Origin of the sequence: Phyllobacterium sp. SL163 (assembly GCF_049896885.1) — a bacterium.
GTDB classification, from domain to species: domain Bacteria; phylum Pseudomonadota; class Alphaproteobacteria; order Rhizobiales; family Rhizobiaceae; genus Phyllobacterium; species Phyllobacterium calauticae.
Window position 1 is genome coordinate 145,139 of record NZ_JAFCVE010000008.1, and the last position, 16,450, is coordinate 161,588.

Genomic DNA, 16,450 nt, shown 5'->3' on the forward strand with positions numbered 1-16,450 from the left:
CATGGTACCAACCATTGCAACTCTTTGCCTTTGACGACGTTCTGTTAACGTCGGTCATCTAAATTCCTTCTTGGCTCGATTGAGTTGAGAGCGCTGACACCGTCGCAATCGGAACCTGGAAAGGTGGCAGATGTCCGTTATCAATCGCCTGGTCGTTCTCTTGCCAGGCTTTGAACATATGCCGGTCGAGGCCCATCATCGGCGCTTCCTGCGGGAGGCAGCCAAGACAGCGCCTGTTTATGACATGTCGTTGCAGGAGGATGGCGCGTTGAAGGTATCGTCCGCGGAAGGCGGCGTCAGCGTGGGAGAGTTCACGCTTGCAACCGCCGGTGCGAACTGGTCCGCCAGAACTGATTTTGTCCTTTACGGCCTCGGTGACATCAACCATTTCTACGCCGCGCGCAACCCTGCCATTCGCGTTCTCAGCGGCATCGCCGCATTGATCGATTTCATTGTCAGCGGCACGTTCTTTCGCTTCCTGTCGACAAGCTGGCGCTATGCGCTTTTCTTCCTTTATCCGCTCGTCATCATGGGTGCCATTGCGGCGCTGTCCTACGGCACCGGGCGCATTGCCCTGGGGTTGACGCAGCAGGCGGCGGTTGCCGTTGTCGTCGGCCTGGCGACGGCCCTCGTTCTGCTGGTCGTGGCGGCACAAAAGATGCACTTCCTGCTGATCATGGACGATTGGACATTCGCGCGTGACATGGCACGCAACCGCCGTCCCGACATCACGGCAAAACTGCACCAGGTCATCAGCGATGCCGCGGCCCGGATCAGTCAGGCGGCGCCAGCGACCGAAGTTGTCGTTGCCGCCCACAGCATGGGGGCGATCTGCGCCCTGCATATTCTCGATGCTGCCCTGCAGCAGAATGATTCCCGGCGCTATGGCCTGCTGACCGTGGGTTCAAGCCTGCTCAAACTGGCGTTGCATCCGGCCGCCAAAGCCCTGCGGGCAAGCGTTGAAGCCGTCGCGCGCAGCCGCGCCATCTGGGTCGACGCGCAATCGCTGACAGACCCGATGAATTTCTACAAATCCAATCCCGTCCGTGATCTGAACATCGCGGATGCGGAATCGCCTGTCCTGGTCAAGGTCCGCTTTCGCAGCCAGTTATGCGATGAAACCTACAGGTCCATTCGGCGGAATTTCTTTCGCGTGCACCGGCAATTTGTCTATGGCGTCGAAAAGCGCTCGGCCTATTCCTGGCATGCGATTCTCTGCGGACCGGAAAGCTTTGCCGATGTCGCCGCACGCGGCGGGCTGCCATGCGAATGCGCCGCCCAGTCCTCCTCACCCATGAAAATAGCCGAAACTGCCACCATATGATGTCACTTGCCGTTGCCGGAAAGGCCCTGTGGGTCGTTCTTATCGTCGCCTGGTATCTCTTGCGCCGCCCGTTCGACAGGCGCGCGCGCCGCGCGAAACTGACCGTCGACCGCCGCAAGGGCGCCGACACGCTGCGGCTTGCCATATCGCTGACCGGTCTTGGCATCATTCCGGCCGTCTACGTCGCCACCGGTCGGCCGGGATTCGCATCCTATACGCCAAGCCCCGTCCTCTTCACCCTGGGTATCCTGACCGGCATTGCCGCACTGCTGCTGTTCCGGCTCACGCACAAGGCCCTGGGGCAGATGTGGTCGGTCTCCCTGCAACTGAAGCAGGATCACAAACTTATTACCACGGGCATCTACAAACGCCTGCGGCATCCCATGTACACAGCCTTCTGGCTCATGGCATTGACCCAGGCCTTGCTTTTGCCCAATTATATCGCCGGTCTATCGGGTCTGGCGGGGTTCGGTTTCCTGTTCTTCTCCAGAATTGGGGCGGAGGAACAGATGATGGAAGAGGCCTTCGGGGAAGAGTATCGCCAATATCGCGCCAGAACATGGCGCGTATTGCCATTGGTCTATTGAAAGCTGTGCCGTTGTTCGCGGCAAAGCCATCACAGGATTGAAAAGAGAATTATCTTGCTGAACACCGCTTCAAACGCATCAACCTCGTTCAAGATGTTCCTCGCACCGGCCTTTGCCCTCTCCCTCGCGGCCTGCCAGTCGACCCCGCCAGCCAGCGTGTCCGTTACCCCATCGGCCTATGCGGCGGAGATGCCGGAACTGACCTGCGCCGCCCATGGCAGCGTCAGCGGATCAGCGGTGAAGCTGACCGCCAACCGGACCAGGCCCGGTGATCCAGCCTATATCGAATTCCGCCAGCGCCTGTCGCCCGGCATTCCAAGCGGCCACATGTATGCGGTTTTCGGCAGGCTCGATGCCAATGGCAATCCCGTCACGCGCCAGTATAACGGCCTCTTCCCCAAGGGCAGCCTGCTGGGCCTTTATGGCGGCGCCCTCATTCCCATGCCCGCGGAACTGAAGCCCAGCTATGCCGACTGCCATTTCGCCACCGGCGCGGCCTATCGCGTTTCATTGACGGAAGCGCAGTATCAGAGCCTTCTCGGCAAGGTACGCGCCAATCTGGCCAATCCGCCGAAGTGGACGATGTTCGGTTTCAACTGCAACAATTATGCCGCCTCGCTGGGCAGCGTTGCCGGTCTTGTCGAGCCGTCCAACAGCGCCCTGCCGTCATTTGCCTATATCTACGCCTATATCGAAGCCAATGGCGACAAGAAGCCGGCCGCCCGGAAGCAGACGTAGCGTTTTTCATAATTTGGTCCCAATCCGGGAGACATTAGGGTCGGAACCGGCCATGCATCCGGACACGGACCATTGTCCTTCTTCTCATTTTCGGAGAGCCCGGCATCGATGAAATCAGTTCTGGCCATGCTTTTGGCGACGGCAGCCATGATGGGCTCAGCCAGAGCCATGGATTCAACCGAGGCCGAAGAGCTGGAAGGATTGAGTCCCGAGACCCGGCTGGAACAGCGCTGCGATCTCGAAGCCATGGAGCGTATCCACCACGATCCGGTCAAGCTGGTGCCCGACGAACTCGTCGCCTATGCCTTCAAGGAACCCCTGGTGACCGGCGACAAGATCCAGTCCACCGGTGCAGCCTTCCGCAGCAAGGGTGAGTGGTACCACCTCTCCTACACGTGCACGACCTCGCCTGATCATATGACCGTGCTGACGTTTCAATATGCGATTGGACAGATGGTTCCCCACAGCGAGTGGGCACAGCACTATCTCGTGCCGTAAACGAATCGTGACCGGCGCCGCCTGGGCGACGCCGGAGCCAAATTCCATGCCTGTCTAGTTTGTGAAGCCCGGACGGTCCTGCGCGAGCAGCATCTGCCCGATGGCATCGACCGACTTGCTCTTCGGCGCTTCAAAGGCAAGCACCGCCTGCTCCGCATTCTGCGGGATGGCTGCCGTCTTTGCCGGTGCCTGTGCGGGCGCCGTGAAAACCATGGCCGGTGCTGGCGGATCAACCGGCACGGCGACATTGGCAAAAGCAAGCTGCTGCGGAGCCGCCGCATGCACCGGCTGGACCTGCGCCACGGCAAAAGGCTGGTTGGTCACACGCCCGGATGTCGCGGTTGTCATCGTCGGCTGCGCGCTGGCAACCATGATGTTGTTGACCGACGCCGGGTTGGTATTTTTCATGCTGGCGATATAGGCATTCGCAATGGCAACACTGGCAACCTTGTTGCCCAGATCCGGCGAATTGTACCTGTCGCGCTTCTCGTAGAAAGCGTTACCACCGGCAACAACTGTATAGTGCATGTTGCGATAGGGGAAACGCAGACCGGCCGTGTGGAAGAACATCGCTTCCTTGACCTTGGGATGGCGCTGGCCCTTGAGCACGGCATCCGCCGCCTGCTGTACATCGGGAAGCGCCGCCGACTGCATGGGCCGCGAAAGAACGCCGGGAGCAAACTGCCCCTTCTCGCCCACCACGCCGCAAATCGTATTGGCATATTTACCGGAATCGAGACGGTTCATCACCACGGTACCCACCGCGAGCAGGCCATCCTTGCTCGAGCGGTTGGACTCGAAGAACATTGCCCGTTCCAGGCATTCCTTGTCCTTCGGCGTATAGGCATAGGTCGACGTCTTGGAGACGGTCGTATTGCTGCTTGTCAGATTTGCCTTCACCTTACCGGCATGCTGGGCATTCTGTGTGGTACACCCACTGACGAGGCCAATGGCGGCAATGACACCCACAATCGAGGGGGTTTTCCACTTCCTTGCGCCGATCACGAAGCAATTCTCATCGCTGTTTTTCCTGCTGGTGAAGTTGCCCACAGATTGAGGTCATTTGGGGCCAAACAATGGCAGATATAGCTAATGGGTGATCACAATCTGCCATCTGTTTGAAATCATGACGTTATTTTATTCACAAAAGAAGCAAAAAATTTCTAAAAATGGCAAAATTAAGAATTTGTTTACCGTATTTGAAGTAAGGTTTACGCAACTGATCCGGCTCGAAAGACAGAATCATGCCCCACTATTCCGCAAGGTATGACACGCGTGAAGCACTGATGGAAGCGCTCGTCGAGTTGATGGCGCTTGAGGTACCGGCCGAGGAGTTTGCGCCCGTGCTGTGCACGATCGGACCGGTCGATCTCGACCTGCTTGCCGATTGCATGAACGATGTGGGCCTCAACGACAACCGATCCATCGCCGCATAATCCCTCCCCCCGTGAAAATGGCTTGCCGGGCACCCGCCAAGTCCTTATCTCTCGCCCAGCACCACGAGACCAGCAATGCGAGGGATGAGTTGTGACGCAGAAAAAAGAGGTATTGCGCGAGACCGATGCCGAAGCCGTCAGGCTCGCGCAGACATTGATTCGCAAGGCGCGTCATGCCGTCATCGCGACACTCGATCCCGCAACCGGCGGTCCGATCGCCACCCGCGTCGGCCTCTCCACCGACCATGACGGAACGCCGGTCATTCTGGTCTCCGCTCTCTCCGCCCACACCCCCGCCCTGCTCGCCGATCCGCGCTGCTCCCTGCTTGCCGGCGAGACCGGCAAGGGCGATCCCCTTGCCCATCCGCGCGTGACCGTGTTTGCCCGGGCGAGGGAAATTGCCCGCGATACGGCGGAACACGCCCGCATTGAATGGCGCTACCTCTCGCACCAACCCAAGGCAAAACTCTATGCCGGATTGGGTGACTTCCGTTTCTTCCGGCTGGAGCCCACGGGCGCCAGCCTCAATGGCGGCTTTGGCAAGGCCTATCACTTGACGGCCGAGGATTTGCTCACCAGCAATCCCGCCAATGACGAGCTGGCGGCGGCGGAAAAATCCGCGGTCGAGCACATGAACGCCGATCATGCCAACGCCATATCGCTCTACGCCCGCTTCTTTGCCAAAGCCCCCGCAGGCAACTGGCGCATGACTGGAATTGACGCCGATGGTTTCGATATCGCCGATGGCGACGATGTCCAGCGCGTCTGGTTTCCGGCACCGCTGACCTCGGCCAGGGACATGCATATGAGCCTGGTGCGCATGGCCGGTGAAGCGCGGGCAGGCCTGGCCTCTGCAGGCGAAACGGTCTGACACGATGCCGCGACAGGATGAAGGCTGGCTGGAACACCGCATCACGCGCATCGATGACGCCGACGACGGGCGCCTCAGCCCCTATCGCAACGTCCGCGAACGCGATCTGGTTGGGCGGGAAGGCCGTTTCATTGCCGAGGGCAAGGTTGTGCTCAACGTGCTGCTTGCCAATGCGGCGTTCGCGGTCGAGTCGCTTCTGGTCCTGGAAAACCGGCTTGCCGGCCTCGCGCCGCAGATAGCCCTCTGCCCGGAGGACGTGCCGGTCTATTGCGTATCGCGCGCCGTCATGGATGCGATTGCCGGCTTCCCCATGCATCGCGGCATACTTGCCGTCGGCCGGCGCAGCGCGCCCCCTTCAGCCGACCAGCTGATCGATGCCCTGCCGGCCGCCTCGCTTGCCGTGGTGCTGTGCGGCATATCCAACCATGACAATATGGGATCGATCTTTCGCAATGCCGCGGCATTCGAAGCCGATTGCATCCTGATGGACGAAACCAGCTGCGATCCGCTCTACCGCAAGGCGATCCGCGTCTCGGTGGGTGCCGCGCTGAAGGTTCCGTTCGCGCGGGAGGGCTCGATCGACGATCTCGTCGCCAAATTGCAGCGGGCCAGATTCGACATTTACGCGCTCAGCCCATCCGGCACGGAAAGTCTCTATGCCGCGCAACCGGGATCGCGCACGGCACTGCTGTTGGGAACCGAGGGCGAAGGCCTGCCGAAAGCCCTGATGCAGACGCTGAAGACCATCAGAATCCCGATGTCCGAAACATTTGACAGCCTGAACGTGGCCACGGCCTCAGGCATAGCGCTGTCACGATTTAGCCGGTTCTCCGGTATTTGATTCCACCGGAGAAGCTGCTTTTTGCAGCGCGCGGATGCGATCAGCCAGGCTCATGATTGCCTCGCCGTTCTCGTCATAGGCCGCCGATACGTCACCGCCCGCGGTTGCCAGGAGCTTGTTCACCTGGGAGGACGGCCCTTCGAGCCGGGCAACCATGGCGACCACCTGGGACGCCAGCGCATTCATCTCCTCGCGCAACCGTTTGCTTTCCTCCGCCTGCAGAAGCGCCTGCTTGCCGCGTGGCGCATGGTCCGCGGCAACGCCCTGCTTGCGGCCTTCGGCGATGATGCTGCGCAACCGCTCGTTGAGGCGTTCGACTTCCTTTTCCCGCCGCAAAAGCTTGGCCTCGTTGTCCGATAATTTCGTCACCAGTTCGCTTGCCCGTGTTTCAGCGCTATTGCCGCGCTTTGTTTCCTGTTCGAGCGAATGCTGCAATGCCTTGAGCTCGGTTTCCAGCTTGTGTTTCTGTTCTTCGCTGTCCCGCTTGGCCCGGCGTGCGTCTTTCAGCTCGTCCGAAAGGTTCTCGATACGGGTGGTCTGTGCCGCCACATCGATCTGCAGGCTGTCGGCTTTCGTCTCCGTACTGTTCAGGCGGCGATGCAGGAGTTCAAGCTCTGCCGAACGCTGCTCGAGGGTTTGCACGGTACCGCCAAGTTCCCCCGCCGATTTTTCCAGTGCCTGGTCGCGTTGCGCAAGGGATGCCTGCAATTCAGCGATCGTTGCATCGCGGGCGGCGAGATCGGCCGAGAGCAGGCGGACCTGCCGCTCCTTCTCGCTGAACGTCAGCAGTTGCTGCGCCGCTTTCTCCTTGATGCCCGCAAGGGTCATTTCCAGCTTGCGTTCACTCACGGCGTGCTCTGCCCGCAGACCATCGCGCTGCGCCTGGATTTCGTTGAGCGTCAGCGGTGTTTCCGCTTCGACGCGCCTGCGTGTCAGCAGCATGGCGCGGCGCCAGACCGGAGGCGCGAAGATCAGCACCAGCAGGACGGCACTCAAAAATCCGAGGGCGAGATAAAGTGCGGTCTGGATCACGATAAGGGTCCTGTTGGAAGATCGCGCAGAGGATAGAGCGGAACGTCCTCTGCTTCAAATCTGGCACAATGCCGGTCCGGCATCAAACGGCAAAGACGCGGAACGGCTTCCGCGTCTTGCCCAAACGTCAGCAAAGGAGAAAGATCAAAACGGGTTCCAGGTCGGAGACTGGGTGATCTTGAGATAACCGACATTCACGCCGAGCCGCGCGCCAACGCCGGTGCGTATCGGGACCAGCAAGACCTGATTGCGTTTGAGCACATTGAAGCCGACACCTGCGAAGAGATAGGCTGAACCTGCGACGCCGACAAAGCGGCCATAGAGATTTTGTATATCGTCGAGATTATAGACGAGCATCATGACACGGGAACCCTGGCCGCCGAAGTCCCATCCGATCGATGGCCCCTGCCAGAAACTTTTGTGATCCCCGGCATTTTTTGTATAAAGCGTGCCCTCGCCATAAGTGAGGCCCCCGATGATGGCGCCCGATCCCTCTTCACCCAGGATATAGCCGTTCGGCAGACCGTAGCTCTGGAAAATCTTCTCGACCGCCGATGCCAAACCACCGGACGTCGATCCGAAGAATCTCTGCCCCGAATTGACGATCTCGTCCATGGAGAACTGGTCCTGCGCTGCATTGGCCGCATGCGGCTGTGCGACAACCAGTGACACCATCGTCAGGATCAGGAGAAAAAAACGGTTCATAGACAAGAATAGAGACGCCATCATAATTCCTTTTGGCTGTTCGCTTCTTTGTCCGACGCCAGATGCGAATCTTGTGTTCGCCTTGTAATTGAAGCACCATTTAAAGGTCTAAACCTTGTATAAAAGTTTATGAATCGATCTTGGCATTTCAATGGCTTGCCGGGGACGGGAAAAAGATAAGGAATTCAGCATCTACCGGTATCGTTGACGTCGTTCTTGCCGATCCGGACCGAGCTATGTATCCAAATGCAGCAGCCATCAGAGTGATTCGGCATGAACATCTGATTCGGCATAACCCCAATACGCAGATTCCAACCGTCAGCCAAATCCTTAGGAGTTTCTCTCATGACATTGCCCGTAATTCTCTCGGCAACGGACCTCGGAGCCCTCCTGAGCAGCCGCATCTGCCACGACATCATTTCGCCGGTGGGCGCGATCAACAACGGGCTGGAACTTCTGGAAGAAGGCGGCGCCGACGAAGATGCGATGAACCTCATCAAATCGAGCGCGCGCAGCGCCTCGGCCCGTCTGCAGTTTGCGCGTATTGCCTTCGGTGCCGCCGGGTCAGCCGGCGTCCAGATCGATACCGGCGATGCCCAGAACGTGGCCAATGAATATATGAAGGGCGAGAAAGCCGAGTTCACCTGGACTGGTAATCGCGTCCTGTTGCCCAAGAACAAGGTCAAGCTGCTGCTCAATCTCGTGCTGATCGCCAATGCAGCCCTGCCGCGCGGCGGCACGCTGAATGTTGCGCTGGAGACGCCGGAAACCGAACCGCGCTTCGTCCTGACATCGCGCGGCCCGATGCTGCGGGTTCCGCCGAAATTCCTTGAATTGCACAGCGGCAAGACACCGGAAGAGCCGATCGACGCCCATGCGGTGCAGCCTTACTACACGCTGCTGCTGGCGCAGGAGGCCGGAATGACGATCTCCATCCACGCTACACCGGAAGAGATCGTGTTCTCGGCGGTCTGAGGCGGTAAAAATTTACCATCCGCCTTGGCCATTTCTTCACAATCGGCCTGATACTCTCCCTTGAAGCAGCTGCAATGTCGCAGTGATTCCGGGGGGAGTTGGCACGTGTTACGTTGTATGGTCGTTGATGGAGCGCCGGTGGTCAGGAAAGTTGCGACGCGTCTGCTCGCAAGCGACAGCGTTGTCGTGACCACAGCCGACACGGGCTTTCAAACGGTTTCGGCCTGCAGCGTAGAAATGCCTGACATCATCATTCTGGACTGCGCACTGCCGGATATGCCGTCCGTCGACATCATCAGCCAGATTCGCGCCCTGCCCGGCGGCAAGGAAAGCCGGATTTACCTCTGCCTTGCCGAAATCGATGTGACCAAGATCATGCGGGCCAAACGGGCCGGGGCATATGGTTATCTCCTGAAACCCTTCAACCGGGAGTCCATCTCGGAAATCCTGCCGTCGACGTCCGTCGGGTAAAATCCAGTGGTCATGCTATTCTGAGCGGACACTCCCTGCCGATGATATCGGCGAGGAAGGTCATCACCGTCCGCATGACGGGCGAGCGGCCGATATCCGGATAGGCCGTCAGCCAGAGATCGCGGACTGGCGGCAGCTCCTCGACCGGCAGTTTGACCAGCATTGCATCATTGTCCCCCATGAAGCAGGGAAGGACAGCCGCCCCCAGACCAGCGCGCGCCGCTTCCTGCTGGCCAAAGAGATCGCTGGCCTGAAAGATGATCGGGCGTCCGGCGAGGATCGAGCGCAGCCAGACCTGCTGGGCCACGTGATCCAGCGTTGCATCATAGGCGATGAACGCCAGCGCTTCCGGCGGCCGGGCCGCCTGCTCGCGCGTGGCATAGAGCCCGAAGCGCATGGCCCCGATCCGCCGGATGAGCAGATCCTTCTCCACGGGCCGCGCCATGCGGACGGCGAGATCGGCCTCGCTGCGATCAAGTGCGGCGTTCTGCGTCGCCCCCGCAAGCGCCAGGGTTATGTCCGGGTGTTCGCGGTGAAACTCCACCACGCGCGGTGCAATCAGCCTTGCCGCAACCGCCGGCGGTGCGCTGATGCGTACCGTTGTGACCGGCGAGAGTGACAAGCCTCGGGCACGCCGCTCAATGGATTGTGTCAGCCGCGCCATGTCTTCGACAAGTTCGGCAATCGCCTTTCCCTCCGCCGTCAAAGGCGAACGGCGCGGCAGACGATCGACAAGACGCAGTGCAAGCGCCTGTTCGAGCGATGCAACGCGCCGCCCGATCGTCGCATGGTCGACGCCAAGCGCGCGGGCGGCGGCGGACAGCGACCCTGTCCGGGTCAGAACGGAAAAATAGTGCAAATCCTGCCAATCGATCATTGGTGAATTATTGCACATCTATGGAGACAAAACACAGAATTTTCTCACATCCCGCAATGTGCTCGAATGCCCTTATTCCAAAGGAGAACATCATGGCACTGACGATCGAAATGACCGGCCCCGGCGGCCCTGAAGTATTGCGGGCAAGGGACATCGTTGTTGGCGATCCGGGACCGGATGAGGTGCGCATCCGACAAACGGTTATCGGCGTCAATTTTGTCGATATCTATTTCCGCAGCGGTCTCTATTTCCCGCCAAGCCTGCCCGCCGTGCTTGGCCTCGAGGGGGCGGGCTTTGTCGACGCCATCGGGGAAAACGTCAGCCATCTCCAACCCGGAGACCGGGTTGCCTATGCCGGCATGCCGCTCGGCGGCTACGCTGAAGTGCGGCTGATCCCGCAGTCACGCCTGATCGAGCTGCCGGATGCGGTTTCGGATCGCGTCGCCGCAAGCACATTGTTGCGCGGCCTGACGGCCTACATGCTTCTGCACGAGGTCCGCTCTGTCAGGCCGGGCGAATGGGTGCTGGTTCACGCGGCGGCAGGCGGCGTCGGCCAGCTGGTCTCGCGCTGGGCGAAGCGTTTGGGAGCCAATGTCATCGGCACAGTCGGGTCGGAAGGCAAAATCGCAGCCGCAAAGGCGGCGGGCGCCGATGAGGTGCTGCTGTACAAATCAGGCGACTGGGCCAATGACGTCCGCCGCATCTCCGACAACAAGGGTGTCCACCTCGCCGTCGACGGTATCGGCGGATCGATCTTCATGGAAACGTTGAAGACAATCCGGCCCTTCGGCATCCTGGGCTCCATCGGCCAGCCGGCGGGCCCGGTGCCGCCGGTCCGGCTCGAAGACCTGGGCAACATCGCGGTCATGCGCCCAAGCGTCATTGCTGCCGTCAACGATCCGGCGTTCTACCAGCGCGGGTCAAAAGCCCTGATTACCGCCCTGCAGGACGGCTTGAGCAACCCGATAGGCGCGGAATATCACCTGCGCGATGCAGCCGGGGCACAAGCGGATCTGGAAGCGGGCAAAACAACGGGCAGTGTCATTCTGACCACCTGACCATGCCTGTTGCCGCCCCGCCGCGTGCTCGCTAGGTTGATATCTCAAGAGCAAGCAGTCCGAAGGCTGAAGACGATGGCGATAACCGGAATTGAACACATCCAGCTGGCCATGCCCGCGGGCGAAGAACAGGCGGCACGCGCATTCTATGATGGCCTTCTCGGCATCCCCGAAGTGCCCAAGCCCGCATCGCTCGCCGGGCGCGGCGGATGCTGGTTTGAAACCGGCAGCGTCCGCCTTCATCTTGGCGTCGAGCAGAATTTTTCTCCCGCGAAAAAAGCGCATCCCGCGCTGTTGACGGACAATCTTGCTGCGCTGGTCCACGCATTGGAAGCGGCGGGCTATGCCATTGCCGAAGACCAGCCGCTGGAAAAATACGACCGGCGCTTCGTCCACGATCCCTTCGGCAACCGCATCGAACTGATGCAGCCCAGATGAATTGCCTTTGCCAGTCCGCGTCGTAAATATGCCGGAAAACCTCGGATAATCTTTGCCATCGCCGCGGAACGCTTCCACAATGCGATTGGCGCCACACAAGCATCAGGATTACCGATTCCCCATGAAACCTTTGTCCATCTCCACGCTGACCATCTGCGGCATTGATGAACTGCCCGCCCAGAGCGGACGCACCGTCACCCATGTCCTGTCCATTCTCGACCCGAACTGGCCGGAACTCGAGGCATTCCGGGCCTATGGCACCCATCACCGCACGACACTGAACTTTCACGACATCATCGACGCCGATGAAGGCAAGATCCTGCCGCAGCCGCAACACGTTGCGGAAATCCTGAACTTCGGCAAGGCGCTGGCTGAATCAAAGGCGGAAGGCGCCGAGGGCCACCTGCTGATCCATTGCCACATGGGCATATCCCGCTCGACAGCAGCCATGCTCTCCCTCCTCGCCCAGACCTATCCCGATGAATCCGAAGTCCGGCTGTTCGAGCGCCTGCGGCAGATACGCCCGCAGGCCTGGCCGAATTCCCTGATGATCCAGTATGCGGATGATCTCCTGGGCCGGAATGGCAAGCTGGTCGATGAACTGCGCCGCCACTATGGCTGGCAGATCAAGCGCGAGCCGAATTATCTCGAATGGATGGCCCGCATCGGCCGCAGCCGCGAGCTGGACATGGCCGTTTGACCCGCATCAAACATGCAAAACGCAAAAAGGCTCCGTCACTGACGGAGCCTTTTTGCTTGAATGACCCGAGACGAAGGCTCAGGCGATTTCGCGCATGTCCGACGCATCCGGCTCACGCAGCACATAGCCGCGGCCCCAGACGGTCTCGATGTAGTTGATACCGCCGGAAGCACTGTCGAGCTTCTTGCGCAGCTTGCAGATGAAAACGTCGATGATCTTCAATTCAGGCTCATCCATGCCGCCATAGAGGTGGTTGAGGAACATTTCCTTGGTGAGCGTCGTCCCTTTGCGGAGCGAGAGCAGCTCCAGCATCTGGTATTCCTTGCCGGTGAGGTGAACGCGCTGGCCGGTGACTTCAACCGTCTTGGCATCGAGGTTCACGATCAGGTCGCCTGTGGTGATGACCGACTGGGCATGGCCCTTCGAGCGGCGAACGATCGCGTGGATGCGGGCAACCAGTTCGTCCTTGTGGAAAGGCTTGGTCATATAGTCGTCGGCGCCGAAACCGAGGCCGCGCACCTTGTCCTCGATGCCGGCCATGCCGGAGAGGATGAGGATGGGCGTCTTGACCTTGGACAGACGCAGGGTCCTCAGGACTTCATAGCCGGACATATCCGGCAGGTTGAGGTCGAGGAGGATGATATCGTAGTCGTAGAGTTTGCCGAGATCGACACCCTCTTCGCCCAGATCCGTCGTATAAACATTGAAGCTTTCCGACTTGAGCATCAACTCGATGCTCTGGGCCGTCGCACTATCGTCTTCGATTAAAAGAACCCGCATATCATTCCCCTTTTCCCGCCGCTGAAATGGGTTGCCGTGCAATCCCGAAGTCAGGTCGCGAAACAAGCCGTTTCCATAACGTTAAGATTGCCACCGAATGGTTAACAAAATCTAATTCCGCTTTGCAAGTGTCTTTGACTCATAAGTTAAAAATCACAGGCACCGCATTGATTCATAAGGTGAGTCACCCGGCCAGAAACCATCAGCCAAAGCTTCAGGTTCTGCGCCTAAGCGATTCATTCGACTCAATAAATTTTTAGCCAGACACGGCCGACTTCGATTTACCGAGCTTTAAGTCTTAAGGCGTATGATTAATGCTGAACGTAAAGGAAAGGTTACCAGACGCGGCAACCTTTAAGTTTTTGTTTCATTTTCCCGAAGTGATTCGGGTGAAACGCCAGCCGGATGACTCCTGTTGAAGGGTCTGCGTACCGGCTTTGTGGGGGTAGTGAGTATGAAGTCGCATGAAGGTTTGGTTCGATTGAAACTGTTTCAGGTCAAGGAAAAGCGCCGCCAGCTCGGCCAGCTTGATCTCATGATGGGTGAATTCGAACGCATGGCTGCTGAGTTGGACGCGCAGATTATGTCCGAGGAAAAGAAGGCGGGCATTACCGACACGTCGCATTTTGCCTACCCGACATTCGCCAAGGCTGCGCGCCAGCGTCGCGACAATCTGTTTGATTCGATCCGTGATCTGAAGGCTCAGAAGGACGATGCCGAGGCGGCACTGGCCGAATCAGAAGCCGAACTGGCGAAAGCCGAGGCGCTGGAACAGCGCGACGGCAAGGTCCGCGATATAGACGACATGCCGGTCGCCGACAAACGCGCCATGATCGGCTGACCGGGAACGGCAGCCGGGTCTGTTTCAGCTCTGCCGCACCACATCGGCCCAATCCTTGTGCCGCAGGGATTGGGCGCGCATGAACGGGCATAGGGGAATGATTTTCCATCCCCCTGCCCTCGCATCTTCCACCGCATGCAGCGCCAGCGCCTGCCCCACGCCCTGGCCGCGCAGCGCATCCGGCACACCCGTGTGATCAACGATGATCAGTTCGGGATTCACCCGGGAAAACGTCATCTCCGCCTCGTGCCCCGAGACGACGGTCACATAGCGTCCGCCCTTGGCGGTTTCTTCCTTGGTAATTTTGATATCGTCTGCCATTCAACGTCTCCTTGACGCAAGAAGTGCCTTGCCGTCATCCGTGATCAGTTAGATCAGGTTTTGTGGCTCAGCGGAACATCTTGGCAGCAACGCGTTCATGCTTCCCGTGAAAAGGAAAAGGCTGGTCTCAACGACCAGCCTCAGCCAAACTCAAAGGCGACATCATCTAATGACGATATTGCTGTATCCGGGTTGTTCTTAGTCCAGCCAGGCCATGATCGGAGATCGAGGACTGCCAGGACAGGAACTCTTCCACCGTCAATGTATAGCGATGGCAAGCCTCCTCAAGACTAAGAAGACCACCGCGCACAGCGGCAACCACCTCAGCCTTGCGGCGAATAACCCAACGCCGCGTATTGGCGGGCGGAAGATCGGCGATGGTCAGCGGGCTGCCATCCGGGCCGATTACATATTTTACTCTCGGTCGAACAAGATCGGTCATTGTACTCTCTACACTAAACTTCAAGACCTATCGCAGCCGACATTACAGGCAGGGCTTTAATAATTGCCTAAACAGCGAGTCATTCTCTGGTAACTTCTGCAAATTCCAGGAGATTGTTGAAAATGACCATTTTGCCGGCTTTGACCGGTGTCACCGGCCGTGGCCACAGCGACACATCGCTCACCTTTGCGTGAGAAAAATGCGCCGCCTGCCACTTCCTGTTGGCAAGATCGAGTCAATTGACCTATATAGGGGCCTTGAATATCCCTGCGCCGTTATGTCGCTGCAAGAACCGGATCCGCTTATGACACTGAATAATCTCGATCTGCCGGGCAAGCCGGAAGACACACGTATCGTCGTCGCCATGTCTGGCGGCGTGGATTCTTCTGTTGTGGCGGGCATTCTCAAACGTCAGGGTTATGATGTCGTCGGCGTTACCTTGCAGCTCTATGATCACGGAGCATCGACCCACCGCGCGGGCTCCTGCTGCGCCGGGCAGGATATCGAAGATGCGCGCCGCGTCTCCGAACGCCTTGGCATTCCGCATTATGTGCTGGACTACGAAGCGCGCTTCCGCGAGGCCGTGATCGATCCCTTTGCCAACAGCTATGTCAGCGGCGAAACGCCTATCCCTTGCGTATCCTGCAACCAGACGGTGAAGTTTGCCGATCTCCTGCAGACGGCCAGGGATCTGGGCGCCGATGCGCTCGCCACCGGACATTATATCCGCAGCCATGCCAATGGCGCGCACCGCGCGCTCTACCGCCCGGTCGATACGGACAAGGACCAGAGCTATTTCCTGTTTGCAACCACGCAGGAACAGATCGACTACCTGCGCTTCCCGCTGGGATCACTGACCAAGCCGGAAACCCGCGCCATTGCCGAAGAGCTCGGCCTGTCCGTTGCCAACAAGCAGGACAGCCAGGACATCTGCTTTGTTCCGCAGGGCAAGTATTCCGACATTATTTCCAAGCTGAAGCCCGAGGCCGCCAATCCCGGCGATATCGTCCATATCGACGGACGCGTGCTTGGCCGCCATGAGGGCATCGTGCACTACACCATCGGCCAGCGCCGCGGCATCGGCGTGGCGACGGGCGACCCGCTCTACGTTGTCCATCTCGACGCGGCCAATGCACGTGTGGTCGTCGGCCCGCGCGAAGCGCTGGAAACCCGCAAGGTTTTCCTGCGCAACGTCAACTGGCTCGGAGATGATGCGCTCGAGAGCATTCCGGAAGGCGGCGTTGAAGTATATGCCAAGGTCCGTTCGACCCGTCCGCCGCGCCCGGCTGTCATGCACCACCGCGACGGCGAGACCTGGGTCGAGCTGGTCGATGGTGAAAGCGGCATCGCCCCCGGCCAGGCCTGCGTTCTCTATTCCGATGACAGCAACACCGCCCGTGTCTATGGCGGCGGCTTCATCGGCCGCTCCGAACGGGCCCCGCAGGCGGAAGCCATGCTCAAGCGCCTGGCACAACAGGGCCAGGCCGTCGCCTGATCGCACAAACCTCTGTCAGC

21 protein-coding genes are annotated in these 16,450 nt (G+C 59.3%); 14 read left to right on the plus strand and 7 right to left on the minus strand.

The window, feature by feature from the left end:
• Window positions 1–130 precede the first annotated feature (130 nt).
• The 4 genes from ACP7B1_RS18595 (at window position 131) to ACP7B1_RS18610 (ending at window position 3,147) form a co-directional block, all read left to right on the plus strand.
• The gene (locus ACP7B1_RS18595) at window positions 131–1,324 is read left to right on the plus strand and encodes a hypothetical protein (RefSeq protein WP_346307488.1); all 1,194 of its coding nucleotides are present in this window, start codon (window positions 131–133) and stop codon (window positions 1,322–1,324) included.
• The gene (locus ACP7B1_RS18600) at window positions 1,321–1,911 is read left to right on the plus strand and encodes a protein-S-isoprenylcysteine O-methyltransferase (protein WP_346307489.1); all 591 of its coding nucleotides are present in this window, start codon (window positions 1,321–1,323) and stop codon (window positions 1,909–1,911) included. The genes ACP7B1_RS18595 and ACP7B1_RS18600 overlap by 4 nt, the downstream gene beginning before the upstream one ends.
• Before the next feature lie 54 nt (window positions 1,912–1,965).
• Complete coding sequence (locus ACP7B1_RS18605; protein ID WP_346307490.1) at window positions 1,966–2,649, plus strand: hypothetical protein; 684 nt, start codon at window positions 1,966–1,968, stop codon at window positions 2,647–2,649.
• A 108-nt stretch (window positions 2,650–2,757) separates the two neighbouring features.
• Complete coding sequence (locus ACP7B1_RS18610) at window positions 2,758–3,147, plus strand: DUF930 domain-containing protein (protein ID WP_223612531.1); 390 nt, start codon at window positions 2,758–2,760, stop codon at window positions 3,145–3,147.
• A gap of 54 nt (window positions 3,148–3,201) precedes the next feature.
• On the opposite strand, the gene ACP7B1_RS18615 is transcribed toward ACP7B1_RS18610, so the two are convergent.
• Window positions 3,202–4,152, minus strand: coding sequence for a cell wall hydrolase (locus tag ACP7B1_RS18615; protein WP_346307491.1), 951 nt, complete (start codon window positions 4,150–4,152; stop codon window positions 3,202–3,204).
• A gap of 239 nt (window positions 4,153–4,391) precedes the next feature.
• Here ACP7B1_RS18615 and ACP7B1_RS18620 point away from each other — a divergent pair, with 239 nt between their 5' ends.
• The 3 genes from ACP7B1_RS18620 to ACP7B1_RS18630 all read left to right on the plus strand — a co-directional run bounded on the left by ACP7B1_RS18620 (window position 4,392) and on the right by ACP7B1_RS18630 (window position 6,295).
• Window positions 4,392–4,583, plus strand: coding sequence for a hypothetical protein (locus ACP7B1_RS18620; protein WP_223612529.1), 192 nt, complete (start codon window positions 4,392–4,394; stop codon window positions 4,581–4,583).
• Between the two features lie 91 nt (window positions 4,584–4,674).
• Window positions 4,675–5,454 (plus strand): HugZ family protein, encoded by a 780-nt coding sequence (locus ACP7B1_RS18625; RefSeq protein ID WP_346307492.1) that lies wholly within the window; start codon window positions 4,675–4,677, stop codon window positions 5,452–5,454.
• Between the two features lie 4 nt (window positions 5,455–5,458).
• The gene (locus ACP7B1_RS18630) at window positions 5,459–6,295 is read left to right on the plus strand and encodes an RNA methyltransferase (protein WP_346307493.1); all 837 of its coding nucleotides are present in this window, start codon (window positions 5,459–5,461) and stop codon (window positions 6,293–6,295) included.
• Here ACP7B1_RS18630 and ACP7B1_RS18635 read toward each other — a convergent pair.
• Both ACP7B1_RS18635 and ACP7B1_RS18640 read right to left on the minus strand, forming a co-directional pair.
• A complete protein-coding gene (locus tag ACP7B1_RS18635; protein WP_346307494.1) occupies window positions 6,266–7,327 on the minus strand; it encodes a hypothetical protein in 1,062 nt (353 codons plus the stop codon). The two genes, ACP7B1_RS18630 and ACP7B1_RS18635, sit on opposite strands and share 30 nt — an antisense overlap.
• 144 nt (window positions 7,328–7,471) lie before the next feature.
• Window positions 7,472–8,032 carry a DUF1134 domain-containing protein gene (locus tag ACP7B1_RS18640; protein WP_223613446.1) on the minus strand — a complete coding sequence of 187 codons (561 nt, stop codon included), beginning with the start codon at window positions 8,030–8,032 and terminating at the stop codon, window positions 7,472–7,474.
• Between the two features lie 345 nt (window positions 8,033–8,377).
• Between ACP7B1_RS18640 and chpT the strand changes: the two genes are divergently transcribed.
• Window positions 8,378–9,007 carry a histidine phosphotransferase ChpT gene (gene chpT, locus ACP7B1_RS18645; RefSeq protein ID WP_223612525.1) on the plus strand — a complete coding sequence of 210 codons (630 nt, stop codon included), beginning with the start codon at window positions 8,378–8,380 and terminating at the stop codon, window positions 9,005–9,007.
• A 117-nt stretch (window positions 9,008–9,124) separates the two neighbouring features.
• On the plus strand, window positions 9,125–9,478 hold the full coding sequence (locus tag ACP7B1_RS18650; protein ID WP_226904627.1) for a response regulator: 354 nt from the start codon (window positions 9,125–9,127) through the stop codon (window positions 9,476–9,478).
• A gap of 10 nt (window positions 9,479–9,488) precedes the next feature.
• Here ACP7B1_RS18650 and ACP7B1_RS18655 read toward each other — a convergent pair whose 3' ends face one another.
• Window positions 9,489–10,355, minus strand: a complete 867-nt coding sequence (locus tag ACP7B1_RS18655; protein ID WP_346307495.1) for a LysR family transcriptional regulator — start codon at window positions 10,353–10,355, stop codon at window positions 9,489–9,491.
• Between the two features lie 92 nt (window positions 10,356–10,447).
• Here ACP7B1_RS18655 and ACP7B1_RS18660 point away from each other — a divergent pair, with 92 nt between their 5' ends.
• The 3 genes from ACP7B1_RS18660 (at window position 10,448) to ACP7B1_RS18670 (ending at window position 12,551) form a co-directional block, all read left to right on the plus strand.
• Entirely contained in the window at window positions 10,448–11,413 is a 966-nt protein-coding gene (locus ACP7B1_RS18660; protein ID WP_346307496.1) for a quinone oxidoreductase, read from the plus strand.
• Window positions 11,414–11,488: 75 nt separating this feature from the next.
• Complete coding sequence (locus tag ACP7B1_RS18665; protein ID WP_229489986.1) at window positions 11,489–11,851, plus strand: VOC family protein; 363 nt, start codon at window positions 11,489–11,491, stop codon at window positions 11,849–11,851.
• Between the two features lie 121 nt (window positions 11,852–11,972).
• Window positions 11,973–12,551: a protein-tyrosine phosphatase family protein gene (locus tag ACP7B1_RS18670; RefSeq protein ID WP_229489985.1), complete on the plus strand. Its 579-nt coding sequence runs from the start codon at window positions 11,973–11,975 to the stop codon at window positions 12,549–12,551.
• 78 nt (window positions 12,552–12,629) lie between these two features.
• On the opposite strand, the gene ctrA is transcribed toward ACP7B1_RS18670, so the two are convergent.
• Entirely contained in the window at window positions 12,630–13,331 is a 702-nt protein-coding gene (gene ctrA, locus ACP7B1_RS18675) for a response regulator transcription factor CtrA (protein ID WP_223612517.1), read from the minus strand.
• A gap of 454 nt (window positions 13,332–13,785) precedes the next feature.
• Here ctrA and ACP7B1_RS18680 point away from each other — a divergent pair, with 454 nt between their 5' ends.
• Window positions 13,786–14,172, plus strand: a complete 387-nt coding sequence (locus ACP7B1_RS18680; RefSeq protein WP_105731965.1) for a flagellar export protein FliJ — start codon at window positions 13,786–13,788, stop codon at window positions 14,170–14,172.
• A 24-nt stretch (window positions 14,173–14,196) separates the two neighbouring features.
• On the opposite strand, the gene ACP7B1_RS18685 is transcribed toward ACP7B1_RS18680, so the two are convergent.
• Together ACP7B1_RS18685 and ACP7B1_RS18690 are read right to left on the minus strand one after the other, a co-directional pair.
• Window positions 14,197–14,493, minus strand: a complete 297-nt coding sequence (locus tag ACP7B1_RS18685; RefSeq protein ID WP_229489984.1) for an N-acetyltransferase — start codon at window positions 14,491–14,493, stop codon at window positions 14,197–14,199.
• A gap of 166 nt (window positions 14,494–14,659) precedes the next feature.
• Complete coding sequence (locus tag ACP7B1_RS18690; protein ID WP_091878079.1) at window positions 14,660–14,935, minus strand: DUF1153 domain-containing protein; 276 nt, start codon at window positions 14,933–14,935, stop codon at window positions 14,660–14,662.
• A 304-nt stretch (window positions 14,936–15,239) separates the two neighbouring features.
• Between ACP7B1_RS18690 and mnmA the strand changes: the two genes are divergently transcribed.
• Window positions 15,240–16,430 (plus strand): tRNA 2-thiouridine(34) synthase MnmA, encoded by a 1,191-nt coding sequence (gene mnmA, locus ACP7B1_RS18695; RefSeq protein ID WP_229489983.1) that lies wholly within the window; start codon window positions 15,240–15,242, stop codon window positions 16,428–16,430.
• Window positions 16,431–16,450: the final 20 nt, after the last annotated feature.